Annotated in this window: 14 protein-coding genes, 1 pseudogene and 3 riboswitches; of the genes and pseudogenes, 13 read left to right on the forward strand and 2 right to left on the reverse strand. The window is 38.0% G+C overall.

Going from position 1 to position 16,398, the window contains the following annotated elements; genetic code table 11:
• Positions 1–39: 39 nt before the first annotated feature.
• Entirely contained in the window at positions 40–1,368 is a 1,329-nt protein-coding gene (locus ABZ559_RS06525) for a sodium:alanine symporter family protein (RefSeq protein WP_273415358.1), read from the reverse strand.
• A 279-nt stretch (positions 1,369–1,647) separates the two neighbouring features.
• Positions 1,648–1,772, reverse strand: a riboswitch (glycine riboswitch).
• A riboswitch (glycine riboswitch) is annotated at positions 1,773–1,852 on the reverse strand. It lies immediately after the preceding riboswitch.
• A 95-nt stretch (positions 1,853–1,947) separates the two neighbouring features.
• Positions 1,948–3,357 (reverse strand): PLP-dependent aminotransferase family protein, encoded by a 1,410-nt coding sequence (locus ABZ559_RS06530; protein WP_367007597.1) that lies wholly within the window; start codon positions 3,355–3,357, stop codon positions 1,948–1,950.
• A 177-nt stretch (positions 3,358–3,534) separates the two neighbouring features.
• On the opposite strand from ABZ559_RS06530, the gene pdxS reads away from it, so the two are divergent.
• From pdxS to ABZ559_RS06595, 13 genes and pseudogenes are all read left to right on the forward strand, one after another.
• Positions 3,535–4,410, forward strand: coding sequence for a pyridoxal 5'-phosphate synthase lyase subunit PdxS (pdxS, locus tag ABZ559_RS06535; RefSeq protein WP_018375848.1), 876 nt, complete (start codon positions 3,535–3,537; stop codon positions 4,408–4,410).
• A 12-nt stretch (positions 4,411–4,422) separates the two neighbouring features.
• Positions 4,423–4,998 carry a pyridoxal 5'-phosphate synthase glutaminase subunit PdxT gene (gene pdxT / locus ABZ559_RS06540; RefSeq protein WP_367007598.1) on the forward strand — a complete coding sequence of 192 codons (576 nt, stop codon included), beginning with the start codon at positions 4,423–4,425 and terminating at the stop codon, positions 4,996–4,998.
• A gap of 71 nt (positions 4,999–5,069) precedes the next feature.
• The gene (gene pcrA / locus ABZ559_RS06545; RefSeq protein ID WP_367007599.1) at positions 5,070–7,391 is read left to right on the forward strand and encodes a DNA helicase PcrA; all 2,322 of its coding nucleotides are present in this window, start codon (positions 5,070–5,072) and stop codon (positions 7,389–7,391) included.
• 345 nt (positions 7,392–7,736) lie between these two features.
• Positions 7,737–7,826, forward strand: a riboswitch (TPP riboswitch).
• A 442-nt stretch (positions 7,827–8,268) separates the two neighbouring features.
• Complete coding sequence (gene tenA, locus ABZ559_RS06550; protein WP_273415397.1) at positions 8,269–8,955, forward strand: thiaminase II; 687 nt, start codon at positions 8,269–8,271, stop codon at positions 8,953–8,955.
• Positions 8,948–9,745, forward strand: a complete 798-nt coding sequence (gene thiD / locus ABZ559_RS06555) for a bifunctional hydroxymethylpyrimidine kinase/phosphomethylpyrimidine kinase (RefSeq protein ID WP_367007600.1) — start codon at positions 8,948–8,950, stop codon at positions 9,743–9,745. Before tenA ends, thiD begins: the two co-directional genes overlap by 8 nt.
• Entirely contained in the window at positions 9,746–10,540 is a 795-nt protein-coding gene (gene thiM / locus ABZ559_RS06560) for a hydroxyethylthiazole kinase (RefSeq protein ID WP_367007602.1), read from the forward strand.
• The gene (gene thiE, locus ABZ559_RS06565; protein WP_367007604.1) at positions 10,537–11,169 is read left to right on the forward strand and encodes a thiamine phosphate synthase; all 633 of its coding nucleotides are present in this window, start codon (positions 10,537–10,539) and stop codon (positions 11,167–11,169) included. The genes thiM and thiE overlap by 4 nt, the downstream gene beginning before the upstream one ends.
• 169 nt (positions 11,170–11,338) lie before the next feature.
• Positions 11,339–12,619 (forward strand): O-acetylhomoserine aminocarboxypropyltransferase/cysteine synthase family protein, encoded by a 1,281-nt coding sequence (locus ABZ559_RS06570; RefSeq protein ID WP_367007605.1) that lies wholly within the window; start codon positions 11,339–11,341, stop codon positions 12,617–12,619.
• A 56-nt stretch (positions 12,620–12,675) separates the two neighbouring features.
• Positions 12,676–13,428: an HAD hydrolase family protein gene (locus ABZ559_RS06575; protein WP_367007606.1), complete on the forward strand. Its 753-nt coding sequence runs from the start codon at positions 12,676–12,678 to the stop codon at positions 13,426–13,428.
• Complete coding sequence (locus ABZ559_RS06580) at positions 13,425–14,084, forward strand: DNA alkylation repair protein (protein ID WP_367005627.1); 660 nt, start codon at positions 13,425–13,427, stop codon at positions 14,082–14,084. Before ABZ559_RS06575 ends, ABZ559_RS06580 begins: the two co-directional genes overlap by 4 nt.
• Positions 14,085–14,160: 76 nt before the next feature.
• On the forward strand, positions 14,161–14,655 hold the full coding sequence (gene tpx, locus ABZ559_RS06585) for a thiol peroxidase (protein ID WP_321058500.1): 495 nt from the start codon (positions 14,161–14,163) through the stop codon (positions 14,653–14,655).
• Between the two features lie 162 nt (positions 14,656–14,817).
• A pseudogene (locus ABZ559_RS06590) lies at positions 14,818–15,544 on the forward strand (helix-turn-helix domain-containing protein).
• Positions 15,545–15,796: 252 nt separating this feature from the next.
• Positions 15,797–16,393 carry a restriction endonuclease subunit S gene (locus tag ABZ559_RS06595; RefSeq protein WP_367005628.1) on the forward strand — a complete coding sequence of 199 codons (597 nt, stop codon included), beginning with the start codon at positions 15,797–15,799 and terminating at the stop codon, positions 16,391–16,393.
• Positions 16,394–16,398 lie beyond the last annotated feature (5 nt).

Below are 16,398 nucleotides of genomic sequence, written 5' to 3' on the forward strand. Positions count from 1 at the left end.
AATAGAAAGCGCTGGGCAGTTTGTCCCAGCAGCATTATGTTAGCGTTTATTAAAATAATGACGTGTTTCCTTGATGATAATCGGCGACAGTGCCAAAAGAGCAATAAGGTTTGGGATGGCCATAAGACCGTTGACGATGTCAGCAATAACCCAGATGAGTTCTAATTTTAAGAAACCACCAAGTGCGACCATGAGAACGAAGATAGTGCGGTAAAGCTTAATGTGCGTTGTACCGAAGAGAAATTCAAAGCAACGCTCACCATAATAAGACCAACCTAGGATTGTTGTAAAGGCAAAAAGAACCAGACAGAAAGTTAAAGCAAACGAACCAGGATTTCCAAATACAGAGGAGAAGGCTGCTTGTGTGAGTGGAGCTCCTTCTAAGCCCTCAACAGTCCATTTTCCTGTAACGATGATTGAAAGGCCAGTTAATGTACAAATAATGATGGTATCAATGAAAGTACCGGTCATAGAGATGAGACCTTGTTCGACAGGTTCTTCTGTCTTAGCAGCGGCAGCAGCAATAGGAGCTGACCCTAAACCAGATTCATTAGAGAAGACGCCACGTGCAATCCCTTTTTGAATGGCATCTTTGACAACAGCACCCGCAAAGCCACCAACAGCAGCAGTACCTGTGAAAGCACCCGCAAAGATTTGACTAAAGGCAGGGATGATTTGGTTAGCATTCAAAAGAATAACAGCAAGAGTAGCGATGATATAAATGATTGCCATAAAAGGGACAACTTTTTCAGATACTTTCGAAATAGACTGAATACCACCGAAGATAATAATCGCAACAACGATGGCAATTACAATACTTACAAGTTTTGGAGAAAGATTGAAACTATTCTCGAGTGAAGAAGTGATGGAATTGACTTGCGAAAAAGTACCAATACCAAAATAAGCAACAAGGATTCCTGCAACAGCAAAGAAAACTGCTAAGGGTTTCCATTTTTTACCCATTCCGTGAAGGATATAATACATTGGACCGCCAGAAATCTCACCATTGTCATCTTTGGTGCGATATTTGATGGCGAGTAAGCCTTCTGCATATTTAGTTGCCATTCCAAAGAAAGCAGCAATCCACATCCAAAAAAGAGCTCCTGGACCACCAGATTTGATTGCTGTGGCAACCCCAACGATATTACCAGTACCTACTGTTGCAGCAAGGGCAGTTGCAAGGGCAGCAAAACTTGAAATATCTCCGTTCCCCTTATCGTCGGCAAAAATAAGTTTGAAAGCTTTTGGTAATCGGATGACTTGCAACAAACCAAGTCGAGCCGTCAAGTAAATTCCTGTACCAACTAACAAAATAAGCAGAGGTGCTCCCCAGACAATATTGTCAAGGATTGTGAAAAATTTCAACATAAAAAAGTCATTCTCCTTTTTTAAAACCTAGGAAGTCAAACAATAGAACTGAAAAAGAATTAAAGAGAGAAAAGAGTTCGTTTTTTGTCGCTGCACAGTTGATATGGTCAGAATTATAGTGTATAACACGAATAAATCTACTCTTCAACTATCATGCTGAGACGTTAAAACGAACTCTGAAAAGTAAGGTTTGGATTTTTCATCCAACCTTTTGATTAACAAGATAAGGTCTAAACTCTACTCAAAAATAATATCATCTATGAATAAGAGATAGGGAGTTTCTTATCTTCTGTCCTTTTGCCTGAGAGATTGGGTGGGAATAAAAGCCCCCTTGCCCCTTCGGCGCCTTTTTTGTCATCGCAGCAATACTGGGATGACAAAAAGGTCTCTCCAGAAGTCCGTCAGTCAACCAGTCCCGTCTTACGACACCTGAGAGTGCAACTCCTTCGGCGAAAGCCTAGCTTTCTTCTCCTGAATGACATCATTCGGTTTTGTATTTGATTGTGGTTTTATATTATATGAAAAAACGAACTTTGTCAATAGAGTTTCTGATAAATGTTTGTGTAATTTGCTAATTTTTCATTTCTCTTGAAGAATATTTTCCAGAATACTGATAATATTGGTAATATCCACTGATTTGATGTTGCTATAATTGACAATGAAACAATTTAACCAGAAGGTATTTTCCTCATGATAGAAGAAAGAAACAGGTATTAGTGAGAGGTCTTGCTCTAGTGCTCTTTGGCAAATAGTGTGTTCGGGAATTGTCGTTTTCATTTCTATGATAAAGTGAAGTCCAGATGAGCTATTTATGATTGAAATGTGCTCTGACAAGGAACTTTCTTTGAAGTTTTTGAGGACATCATCTCGTTTCCTTTGGTAATATAGTCGCATTCGATTGAGGTGTTTTTCGAAGTAACCGTCTTTAATAAATTTTGCCAGAGTATATTGCTCCAGATTAGACACGGTATTAGAATACAAGTCAAGTCTTTCTTGGAAAAGAGGTAAGAGTTGAGGAGGTAAAATCATATAACTAATCCGAAGTGTCGAAACAAGGCTTTTACTGAATGTGTTGATATAGATGACCCTATCAGAATGATCAATTTCTTGAAGGCTAGGTAGCGGCTTGCCACCAAAACGAAATTCACTATCAAAATCATCTTCAATAATGAAACGATTTTTCTTTTGGCTTGCCCAAGCAAGAAGTTCATAGCGTTTGCTGATTGGTAAAATTGCTCCAGTTGGAAATTGATGTGATGGAGAGATGTGAACAATGTCTGCTGTGCTTTTATTTAGACTAGCCAAATCAATCCCATCTTTCTGGACAGGCAGAAACTGATAGCTAACTTTAAATTGTTCGTAGATTTTCTTAATTTTGGGATAGCCAGGATTTTCAATAGCCACAGTCTTTTCTGGCCCCAAAAGCTGGATAAGAAGAAGGTAGAGATAGTCTGTTCCAGCGCCTATGACAATTTGCTGCGGATCGACAGCCATACCTCTGTAAGCATTGAGGTGTGAGGCGATGGCTTGTCGAAGTTCCAGAACTCCCTGACTAGGAGAATGTTCTACAAGTTGTTCTTGATTATCATTAAGTACTGAACGTAGTAATTTTGACCATGTCGCAAATGGAAAGGTTTCTGGATTAATTTGGTTAGAACCCAGATTGAATTTTGTTTTGGGATTTTCTGACCTTATCTTTAAATCTGAAACTAATCTTATCTTTTTTTCAGACTTAACCCTTTGTACTTGAATTTGTGCTACAAAAAAGCCTTTTTTGGGGAGACTGTAAATCAATCCTTCGGCTTGAAGTTGTTGGTAGCTCGTCTCAATAGTGACCACTGAAATTCCAAGATGTTTGGAAAAATTGCGCTTTGAAGGAAGTTTTTCGTTGGCTTTGAGTTTTCCTTCTAAAATATCAGTTTTTATAGCTTGATAGAGTTGCTCATATAAAGGAATTTTGGAGGAGGTGTGTAGTGAATAAGTAAGCATAGTTAACAATCTGACCTTACAAAAAAGTTTTAAAATGATTATTTAAATCAAGTCAGTTTTAATTATAATAAATCTTAAATAAAAAGTAAATATTAGGTAGATAATTCACAGAGGTAAAACTATAAAAAGTATAATTTACTGAGAGGAATGATATCTGCTGATTTTTAGGAGGATTTTATGGTAAACCAACGTTTTGATTTGAACAAGCAACTGGCGCAGATGCTTAAAGGTGGGGTCATTATGGATGTTACAACGCCAGAACAGGCTCGTATTGCTGAAGAAGCGGGAGCATGTGCTGTCATGGCTTTGGAGCGCATTCCAGCAGATATTCGTGCAGCTGGTGGAGTGTCGCGAATGAGCGACCCAGCGATGATTAAGGGAATCCAAGATGCTGTTTCAATACCAGTTATGGCAAAGGTACGAATAGGTCATTTTGTTGAAGCACAAATTTTACAGGCCATTAACATTGATTATATTGACGAAAGTGAAGTGTTATCTCCTGCTGATGATGTTTTTCATATTGATAAAAATCAGTTTGATGTTCCTTTTGTTTGTGGAGCTAAAGATTTAGGGGAAGCTCTTCGTCGCATTCAAGAGGGAGCTAGCATGATAAGGACTAAAGGGGAGCCAGGAACAGGTGACATTGTGCAAGCAGTTCGTCATATGCGAAAGCTAAACCAAGAAATCAATCGTTTATCATCGTTATCAGAAGATGAATTGTATCAAGCAGCAAAAGATTTGCAGGTATCATACGATTTGGTGAAATATGTCCATGACAACCATAAATTGCCAGTTGTTAATTTCGCGGCTGGAGGTGTTGCCACACCTGCTGATGCAGCCTTGATGATGCAACTAGGTGCAGAAGGCGTCTTTGTTGGTTCAGGAATTTTCAAGTCTGGAAATCCAGCTAAACGTGCAGCTGCTATTGTTCAAGCTGTAACAAATTTCAGAGATGCAAAATTGATTGCAGGCTTGTCAGAAAACTTAGGTGAAGCAATGGTTGGTATAAACGAAGGTGAAATTGAACTTTTAATGGCTGAAAGAGGTATTTAAACGGGGGTAAGGATGAAAATTGGAGTTTTAGCACTACAAGGTGCTTTTATTGAACATGAGAAGTGTTTAGCTCGCTTAGGTATCCCTTCTTTTGAAATTAGGCAGCTTTCAGATTTGGAAAATGAAATGGACGGGCTTATTATCCCAGGTGGAGAATCAACTGTCCAAGGGAAGTTGTTGAGAGAATTAGGTTTATTAGAAATTTTGAGAGAAAAAATAGCGTCTGGTTTACCAGTTATGGGAATATGTGCTGGTTTAATATTATTGGCAGAGCATTTATCTAATGATGACCAACAACATCTGGCGACATTACCCGTTACAGTCAAACGTAATGCCTATGGACGTCAACTAGGATCATTTGCCGTGCAAAGCGAATTCAAAGGAATCGGTAATATTCCTCTCACCTTTATTCGAGCTCCATACATCGAGAAAATTGCTGAACAGGTAGAGGTATTAGCTAAGGTTGAAGGAAAAATTGTTGGGGTTCGTTACGGCAATCAAATTGGATTAGCTTTTCATCCTGAAGTAACTGATTCTTTGGATGTTCATCGCTATTTTGTTGAGATGTGTCAGCAAAAAACATCATAGAAATTCCCCTTTTAGTTTGAAAAATGGTATAATTTTAAAGCCGATTCGAATTGAACTGAAAGGGAGAAAAAATGAATCCTTTATTAAATGGTATGAATGATAAGCAAGCAGAAGCGGTACAGACAACAGAAGGACCGCTTTTGATTATGGCTGGTGCCGGTTCTGGTAAGACACGTGTGTTGACTCACCGAATCGCTTACCTAATTGATGAAAAATTTGTTAATCCTTGGAATATTTTAGCCATCACCTTTACCAATAAAGCTGCGCGTGAAATGAGAGAACGTGCCATGGCTCTCAATCCTGCAACAGCTGATACGCTAATTGCAACCTTTCACAGTATGTGTGTTCGCATTTTGCGTCGTGAAGCAGACCATATTGGCTACAACCGCAATTTTACCATTATTGATCCTGGCGAGCAGCGCACGCTCATGAAACGCATTCTGAAAAATCTTAATCTTGATCCAAAGAAATGGAATGAGCGCTCAATTTTGGGAACCATTTCTAATGCCAAAAATGATCTTTTAGACGAAGTGGCTTATGACCATCAAGCAGGTGATATGTATACCCAAATTGTATCCAAGTGCTACAAGGTCTATCAAGAAGAATTACGCCGTTCGGAAGCCATGGACTTTGATGATTTGATTATGATGACCTTGCGTCTTTTTGATCAAAATCCTGATGTTCTAGCTTATTATCAGCAACGTTATCAGTACATTCATGTGGATGAGTATCAAGATACCAATCATGCCCAATATCAGCTGGTTAAACTCTTGGCTTCCCGCTTTAAAAACATCTGTGTGGTAGGAGATGCGGATCAATCTATTTACGGTTGGCGTGGTGCGGATATGCAGAATATTTTGGATTTTGAAAAAGATTACCCAGAGGCTAAAGTTGTTTTGCTAGAGGAAAATTATCGATCAACCAAGAAAATTCTGCAAGCTGCCAATGATGTTATCCAAAATAACCACAATCGACGAGACAAGAAACTCTGGACACAGAATGCTGACGGGGAACAAATTGTCTATTATCGTGCTAATGATGAGCGCGATGAAGCCATTTTTGTGGCCTCTACTATTGATAACTTAGTTCGTGAAACGGGTAAAAACTTCAAGGACTTTGCTGTCCTTTATCGGACCAATGCCCAGTCGCGGACTATTGAGGAGGCCTTGTTAAAGTCAAATATTCCCTACACTATGGTTGGCGGGACTAAGTTTTACAGCCGCAAGGAAATTCGTGATGTTATTTCTTATCTCAATTTGATTGCCAATACTTCAGATAATATTTCCTATGAGCGCATTATTAATGAGCCTAAACGTGGGGTTGGACCGGGAACCTTGGAAAAAATCCGTCTCTTTGCCTATGACCGCCAAATGAGCCTTTTAGATGCCTCAGAAAATATCATGCTGTCACCAATCAAAGGTAAAGCTGCTCAAGCTATTGGAGACTTTGCTATCTTTGTCCTCAAGCTTAGAGATAGGTTAGATAATCTGACTGTAACACAGTTGGTGGAAGAGGTTTTAGATCAATCGGGTTATTTGGAGGCACTACAGATTCAAAATACCTTAGAGAGTCAGGCTCGAATTGAAAATATTGAAGAATTTCTATCTGTTACCAAGAACTTTGATGACAACAATACAGATGGAGCACCTGATGAAAGTGGATTGGATAAATTGGGGCGCTTCTTGAATGATTTGGCCTTGATTGCCGATACGGATGATGGCGACCAAGAGACAGCTGAAGTTACTTTGATGACTCTTCATGCTGCCAAAGGTCTAGAATTTCCAGTTGTCTTTTTGATTGGAATGGAGGAAGGAGTTTTCCCATTATCACGCGCTTCTGAAGATCAGGATGAATTGGAAGAAGAACGGCGTCTGGCCTATGTCGGAATTACTCGGGCGGAGGAAATTCTCTTTTTGACAAATGCTAACAGTCGTATTCTGTATGGTAAGACAAACTACAATCGTCCAACCCGCTTCCTCAATGAAATTTCCACTGATCTATTGCAGTATCAAGGATTGGCGCGGCCTGCAAATACATCTTTCAGTGCGACATATGCCAATAGCGGAGCAAGACAATTTGGTCAGGGGATGAGCTTGCAACAAGCACTGCAAGCCAGAAAAGTTCAGGTACAACCAGACTATACAACGTCATCTAAGTCCAAAGTTCAGCCATTTTCAAAAAACTCTGGAGGACAACCTTTTGGTCAAAATAGCCTTCAAAAAGCGTCGGTTGACTGGCAAATTGGAGATATCGCCCATCATAAAAAGTGGGGTGATGGCACAGTTCTGGCAGTTAGTGGGACAGGAAAGGCTCAAGAATTAAAAATTAATTTCCCTGAGGTGGGACTTAAAAAACTTCTAGCAAGTCTAGCTCCGATTGAGAAAAAATCATAACATTAAAAAAATGGTGCCATGTGAAGTGATTTGATTTAGGCCCGCCACCTCTATATCCTTACTTTCTCTCTATACCTTTTAATTGAGACTCTGAAAATATAAGAAAGCTGGACACATGTGTTCCAGCTCTTTTTATATCTGATACTCTTCGAAAATCAAAATTATCCGTTGTCAACTTGCCTTGATGAACTCAAGTTCTATCGTCGGCTTCGTTTCCTAGGCTACTTTTGATTTTCATTGAGTATGATAAGATTTTCTAGCGGATAAAGTGGACAAGTTAGCAAAAAATTTTCTGAAAATTGTTGCAGAATAAAAGTGATTATGGTATAGTTGGTTTGTAATTAAATAAAGCATTTGGGGTGCGTAAAAGCTGAGATTATACCCATTGAACCTGATACAGTTAGAACTGGCGAAGGGAAATGTGTGAGCAACGAGGTATTTTTGTTGCGCTTAAATCTTTGAAAGATGTTTCTTTTGTGACGACAAAAGTTTTTTTTCAGTAGCTTTAAATAAAAACGCACTATTTGAGTTTTCAGATGGTGTTTTTTATTATTTTTTGAAGAGCCATAATACTTAAAGAAATAGCCAGCTTTGTCAGTTCACTCATTTATCTTTCTGCACCCCAGTCACATTTTTAGCTACTTTGTAAAAAAAAGGAAAACCAGAGGCTTTTTGGAAGAACGAATATGTATTTTTTTACTTTTTATTTTTAACGAGTGATTGATAGAAGCATCCAAGATTGAACTGGCTCTGTATATTTTGGGAGTAGGTCAAGGCAACTTAGTTAGATTATTTCAAAAGTAGTGGATTCAATCTACAATTAAACGTTTAGCTATTTATCATTAAAAAGGTATGCCGATGATAAAGGAGGATAGTAATGATTACCGATGAATGTAAAATTTATAGTAATGTTTTTATTAAGAAGATCATAGAAGACGATTTTATTCAAGGGATGGTTACAGATACGCTATCTTTTGAAGCTATTTCACATTATCTGAAAGCAGATGCTATCTATCTTGAAAAATTTTCAGATATTTATGCTCAGCTTTTTGCCAAAGTATCAGATAAAACAACTAAAAAATTCTTTTTGAATCAAATTGAATTTATCTTTGAGCATGAAATTGAAGCGCATAGGTATTTGGCACAGGTGGTTGGAAAAGATTATCATGAAATTGTAATGGACAAAGATTGCTATCCAAGTGCAGATCATTACATTAAGCATTTGTATTATCATCTAAACTGCAATCAGTTGGTTTATATTTTAGCTGCAATGCTTGCATGTCCGTGGATTTATCAGCAAGTTGCAAAACGAGTATTGGGTGGTGGAAAAATTACTGCTGATAATTCGTTTAAAAAATGGTTTGATTTCTATGCAAACAATGCTATTGCTGAAGATTGCTTGAGTGTCTATTTTGATTTGCTAGAGAAGTATAGTCAACATTTGACAGATAAGGAGAGAAAAAAAGTGATTCGTGTTTTTTTAGAAAGTTGCCAACATGAGCGTCTATTTTTTCAAATGGCTGTAAATCAGGAAGAATGGCCTAAGGAGGTACGAAATGTCTAAATTACAAGTTGCTTTAAGTATTGCGGGTACAGATCCTAGTGGTGGTGCTGGAATTATGGCAGATTTGAAAAGTTTTCAAGCGCGTGGGGTGTACGGAATGTCGGTTATTACGAGTGTTGTAGCACAAAACACACAAGGTGTACAAGCCATCTGTCATCTGGAACAGTCTATCCTGGAGGCTCAGCTTAAAAGTGTTTTTTCGGATATTAAGCCCCATGCAATTAAAACAGGGATGTTAGCAGAAATAGAAACAATTGAACGTATCAGTTGGTATTTGAAGAATAGTGACAGTCCCTATGTCTTAGATCCTGTTATGGTAGCGACTAGCGGTGATCAGCTGATTAGTCAGGACGCGGTGCAGTCTCTTAAAGAAAAACTTTTACCTCTTGCAATGATTATCACTCCTAATTTACCAGAAGCTGAAGTACTTTGTGGAGCAAAAATACCTGATGAAGCTTCTATTTACCAAGCTGGTAGAACTATTCAAACACAATTTGGCGTTAAAAATGTCGTGATAAAAGGAGGGCACCTGGAAGGTGAGGCGACCGATGTTCTTTTCTTAGAAAACGGTGATATTTTGACATTTCGTTCTGATCGTATTCCGACTAGGCACACTCACGGAACAGGTTGCACTTATGCTGCGGTCATTACAGCAGAGTTAGCAAAGGGTCATCCCATTGAAAAAGCGGTTGCAACCGCAAAACGTTTTATCACAGAAGCCATTAGAACTGCACCTGAATTGGGGCATGGAAATGGACCTGTTAATCACATAACCTATAAAGGAGAATAGATGACTTATCTCGAAAAACTAAAACAAGAACAACCTCTAACTATATGTCTTACCAATAATGTGGTAAAAAATTTTACAGCTAATGGTCTTTTAGCCTTGGGTGCTTCACCTGCTATGAGTGAATATCAGGATGATTTAGAAGATTTTTTACCGCAAGCCAGTGCTTTGCTGGTCAATATCGGGACACTAAATGAGAGAAATTGGCAACTTTATAAGGATGCCTTGGACATTGCGGAGAGATATGATATTCGGACGGTTTTAGATCCTGTAGCAGCTGGTGCTGGGCAATTTCGTAAAAATGTTGCACTTGACCTCTTAGAACACCATAAGATTTCATTGTTGAGAGGAAATGCTAGTGAAATCGCAGCCCTGATTGGTCAAAAGGTCGCAAGTAAAGGAGTAGATTCATCGTCTGTAGATAATATCGGAGAACTTGCATTGGCAGCAAGTCGATATTTTCAAATACCAGTCGTGGTTACTGGGAAAATCGATGCTATCGCTGTTAATGGATATGTTAAATTACTATACAATGGTAATTCGCAAATGCCCCTGGTGACAGGCACAGGTTGCCTATTGGGTGCTGTTCTAGCTGCCTTTATTGGATTAGCTAAGGAAGATGATTTGTTAAATTGCCTAGAGGAAGCACTTTCAGTCTATAATATTGCTGGTGAGTTGGCGGCTCAAAAAACAGATGGTCACATGCCTGGAAGTTATCAGATAGCATTTTTAGATGCTTTACATCAGGTCTGTCATGACGATCTTGAGCAATTGAAAAAAGTTGAGGACTATTCATGAACAAAGATATTCTAAAAGTATACTTTGTGTGTGGTACTGCGAACTGCGCTTCAGGGAAATTTCTAGATATTCTTGAGAAGGCTTTGAAATCAGGTGTGACTTGTTTTCAATTTCGTGAAAAAGGAGAAACTGCTCTACAAGGATATAAAAAAATAGAATTAGCTAGGAAAGTAAAGGAACTTTGTCATCATTACCATGTCCCATTTATCGTTAACGATGACGTTTCTTTAGCCTTGGCTCTTGATGCAGATGGTGTTCATTTAGGCCAAGAGGATCTGTCAATTACAAAGGCAAGAGAATTATTTCCTGACAAAATTATAGGTCTATCTGTTGGTTCAATAGAAGAATACCAAGAGTCAGCAGTTGATGAAGTGGATTATATAGGTGTAGGACCAATCTTCCCGACCAATTCTAAAGATGATGCTGGCAGAGCCATCGGGGTGAAAGGTTTGCGTGACATACGACAGTACGCCCCAGATATTCCAATTGTCGCGATTGGAGGTATTGGAGTGAATAACGTAGCAGATCTTTATCATAATGGTGCCGATGGCATTGCCATTATTTCGGCCATCGCACAGTCAGATAATGTGCAATATGCTGTCAAAGAACTTCTATCGTTTTCGAAATGAATGTTTAGGGGATTGGGATAAACATATTCTCAATCTATTATAGATATTATTTATCACTCTGATAGATAAAAACTATTGGCGTAAGTAAAAATAATAGAGTACAATAAAGACAATTTAAAAGATAACATTAATTAGAATGTTGTCAAAACTTTACGACAAGGAGTCAATCATGGCAAGAGAATTGAGTTTTGAAACCCTTCAACTACACGCTGGACAAACTGTTGACCCGACGACAAAGTCACGTGCGGTACCAATTTATCAAACAACCTCATACGTTTTTGACAATGCCCAAGAAGGAGAAGACCTTTTTGGTTTGAAGAAAACAGGGAACATCTACACTCGTATTGGAAATCCGACAGTTGCAGTCTTTGAAGATCGGATTGCAGCTCTTGAAAAAGGTGTGGGTGCTTTGGCAACGGCTTCAGGGATGGCTGCTATTACCTATACTGTACTTGGTTTAGCACACGCTGGCGATCATGTGGTTGCTGCTACAACCCTCTATGGTGGTACCTTTAATCTTCTGAAAGAAACCTTACCACGTTATGGTATTACAACAACATTTGTAGACGTTGATAAACTTGATGAAATTGAGTCAGCAATTCAAGATAATACTAAGCTAGTTTTTATTGAAACTCTTGGTAATCCTTTGATTAACATACCAGACATTGAAAAAATTGCTGATATTGCACATGCTCATAAGATTCCTCTGGTAGCTGACAATACTTTTGGGACCCCCTACCTCATCAATGTTTTTTCACACGGTGTAGATATTTCGGTTCATTCTGCAACGAAATTTATCGGTGGTCATGGGACAACGATTGCAGGTGTTATTGTAGATTCTGGTCAGTTTGATTGGGCAGCTTCTGGAAAATTCCCACAATTTGTTGACGAAGATCCGTCTTATCATAATATCAGTTATACTCGAGATATTGGTCCGGCTGCTTTTATCACAGCCCTTCGTGTACAGCTTCTTCGTGATACTGGTGCAGCCTTGTCACCATTTAATGCCTTTTTACTTTTGCAAGGTCTGGAGACCTTATCATTGCGCATTGAGCGTCACGTCGAAAACACTAAAAAAATCGTTGATTTCTTAGAAAAACACCCTAAAGTTGAAAAGGTCAATTATCCAAGTTTGTCTTCAAGTCCATACTATGAATTAGCTCAAAAGTATCTACCAAAAGGTGCTGGTTCCATCTTTACTTTCCATGTCAAAGGAGGGCAAGATGAGGCACGTAATGTTATTGATAACCTTGAAATATTTTCAGATTTGGCCAATGTTGCTGATGCTAAATCATTAGTCGTTCATCCTGCAACGACTACACACCAACAATTGTCAGAAGAAGACTTGTTGGCTTGTGGTGTCACACCAAACCAAATTCGTATTTCTGTTGGTCTCGAAAATGCAGACGACTTGATTGAAGATTTACGCTTAGCTTTGGAGAAAATCTAAGATAAGCGAAGTGACTCAACCTAGAAAAAGGTTGAGTTTTTTGTTACAATGATGACATGAATTTTGTATTTGATTTAGATGGTACTATTTGTTTTGACCGCAGAACAATTTCAGCAGATATCAAGGAAATTTTAGAGAATGCCCCAAAGTTTGGTCACAGGGTGGTTTTTGCTTCAGCTCGTGCCTATCGTGATTGCATAGATGTTTTGGGAAATCAGCTGGCGCATAACTTGGTGATTGGGCTAAATGGCGGACTTGCTTATGAAGCAGGGGATTTGATTTTTCATCAACATTTAGAAAATAATGCTTATGCTTTAGCACTTTCTTATTGTCACAACTATCAGTTGCCCTATTTTGTGGATGATGATTTTAATTATGCTAGTTTTTATGATCAAAAAATTCCCTTTATCAAGAGTGTTGATCCTTTGAATTTAGCACAGAAATTGGCTATTGATGAGCTGTATAATCCAATTAAGATGGTGATTTATATGGGAGAACGCGAGGAACTTGTTGAGGAGTTTTGTCATGACTTGTTAGCCACCAAACAATTAGATGTAGATTATCATGCTCATGAAAAATGTCTCTACCTTAATCCTCACATGACGAATAAAGCAACAACTATCGTTAAGATGCTGGGGAAGAATTTTGTTGCTTTTGGTAATGATAAGAATGATATTGCAATGTTTGAAGCGTCAGCTTATTCTGTACAGGTTGGAGAATTCGACTTATTGCAACCTTATGCTGATGAGATAATCAGTACAGTTGATCTTAGGCAAAAAATTTTAGAAGTATTTGAGAGATTTTCATGATGATTTTTGATGAGTTACAAAAACGTTTTGAAGCGTCAGCCAATCCTGATAAGGCAAGGCAAATGGCTGCTTATATGAAAAATCAGTTTGTTTATTATGGCATTCAAACTCCCCAACGTAGGGCGCTCTATAAAGATTTGATAGCTACTGAGCGAAGAAGAAAGGTAATTGATTGGAACCTGTTAGAGATTTGCTGGCAGGCGCCACAACGTGAGTATCAATATTTTGTTGGAGACTATTTACGCGCTATGAAAAACTATTTGTCATTTGATGATATTCCTAAGTTGGAAAATTTTGTCAGGAACAGACAATGGTGGGATAGCATTGATTTTTTAGATCAGATTATAGGTAACATCGGTCTTACTGACAGGCGGATAGATGATTTGATGCGCAGCTGTGCTCATGATGACAATTTTTGGGTAAGACGTCTGGCAATTGAACATCAGTTGGGACGTAAGAGTCAGACAAATACAAAGCTCTTGGAAGAAATTTTGCTGGCTAATTTTGGCAGTCAGGAATTTTTTATCAATAAAGCGATTGGTTGGGCACTGAGAGATTATTCAAAAACTAATCCAGAGTGGGTGCGTAGCTTTTTTCAAAAATATAGAAAAGACATGGCACCACTGAGCGTGAGAGAGGGCAGTAAGTATATTTAAGCTTGGAAATTTTCAGTCAAAATTTTGGTAAAACCTTTAGAAATTGATTACAATGTTGGTAATAGGAGGTAACCATATGCCAACATTTATTGGAAAAACAGTGACAGTTAACGCTATCAATCAATTACAGGTCGGAGACAAAGCCTATGATTTTAAACTCATGGCAACGGATTTGACTTATAAAACCTTATCGGATTTTGCTGGTAAGAAAAAAATCATTTCCATTGTTCCATCAATAGATACAGGTATTTGTTCAAGACAGACCAGAACATTCAATACAGAACTTTCCAATATGGAAGATACTGTCGTACTTACTGTTTCAGTTGATTTACCTTTTGCTCAAGCACGCTGGTGTGGTGCAGAAGGGCTGGAAAATGCCATCATGCTATCAGATTATTTTGATAATAGCTTTGGTAAAACTTATGGCGTTTTGATGGAAGAGTGGTGTATGTTAGCACGTGCAGTTCTAGTTTTGGATAAAACTAATACGGTGGTCTATGTAGAATATCTTGAAAATGTCAATACAGATCCAGATTATGAAGCGGCACTTGTTGCAGTTAAGGAGTTATAACATATAATAGGGCGGGAAAGCTGATTTAAAGCTATTTTCCGTTTTTTATATCAAAGTACTTTCTCCGTAAATTAGAGTAAACGAATAAAGTCATTTAGCTTATTTTTTATACATTGTAAACTTATACTTAACAAAAATCAGAAATAGCGTTATAATAGTGTTATGACAAAAGAACTTACCCCAACTCAAGTCGAAGAATTAAAGCAAGCACTTAAAGATAAAAATAATGCTCCGCATCATAGAAAAATCCAGGCACTCATTCTTTATTCTGAATGCCATAATTTAACATCCGTAGCTAAATCAGTAGGTTTTGTCCATCAGACAGTCCGAAACTTATTGAATCGCTATCTAAGTGGTGGCTTAGAAGCCCTCTTAAAGGAAAATCGTGGTGGTCGCCGCCGCTCCTATATGACGCATGAGGAGGAAGAAGATTTCCTTAAAGAGCAAGTCTCTTCTTCTTTGAATGGAGAATTCATTACCGTTAATTCCCTCTTTAAAGCCTATCAAGAGAGAGTTGGGCACAAGACAAGCCGAGAAGGTTTCTATGCTCTCCTGAAACGTCATGGTTGGCGTAAAGTTAGCCCACGTCCCCAACATCCGAAAAAAGCAGACGCCGAAACCATTTTAGCGTCTAAAAATAAAATCTTTATTCAAGGAGAGAGTGAGTAAGCGTTTTATTAATGGAAAAGAATATCAAAAAATCCGCCTTATGTATCAAGATGAGGCGGGTTTTGGGCGTATCAGTAAACTTGGTTTCAAGAATAAAGTATTTAAGACTTTAAATGAGGTAATTGATAAACTTGAAGAGGTTATTCAAACCTTAACTGCTTATCAACTCAAATCAATTGTACATAGAGACTGGACTTCCGCTATTTTTGATTTTAACTGAGTATTAGCTTGTCGCGCCCCAGTACAGCTTGTGGCGAACGACTTAGTACTCAGGTCAAAAATAATATAGAGCTCTTGAAAATCAAATTCCTATTTTGATGAGTGTTTAATGGTTACCTTAAAATTGTATCTGCATATATATGAACAATGTTTCGCTTCATTTCTAAGATAATGTGATTTAATAATGATAAGTACCAGAAACTTGAAATACACCTGGTTTAGTATTATAATACTAATTATTTAAGGAGATATTATGGCATCACTTATTGAAGAATATTATACCAATCCCTCTCCTAAAGTTAGTTTGGGAGAAGTTGTTGATTGTTTCAAAGGAAAAGCAGTGTCTAAATTCGTTAAAGAAGGTAATTTAGCAGTTATCAATTTGGTGGATATAACTGAAATTGGAATTGATTATGATCATCTAAAAATGATTGATACCCCTCCGGGCTCTCTTTCTCGTTATTTATTGGAGGATGGAGATGTATTGATTGCTTCAAAGGGGACTGTAAAGAAAATCGCTGTATTTGAAAAACAAAATAGAGAGGTAATTGCCTCAGCTAATATTACTGTTCTACGTCCAACGGCTGATATTTTAGGCTATTACATCAAATTATTTTTAGACACTGAATTGGGGCAAATGCTGTTGGAAGAGACAAATACTGGAAAAAGTGTCATGAATTTAAGTACGCAAAAAATTCTTAGTATTAAAATACCACAATTACCATTATTAAAACAATCCTATTTTGTTCAGCGTTACCGTCAAGGGCTCAATGACTATAAGCGAAAATTATCACGTGCTGAGCAAGAATGGTCACTTGTCAAAGCAGAAGTTAAAAAGGGCTTATTTTAGGAGGC

The organism is Streptococcus sp. ZY19097, from assembly GCF_040731245.1.
GTDB lineage: Bacteria > Bacillota > Bacilli > Lactobacillales > Streptococcaceae > Streptococcus > Streptococcus orisratti.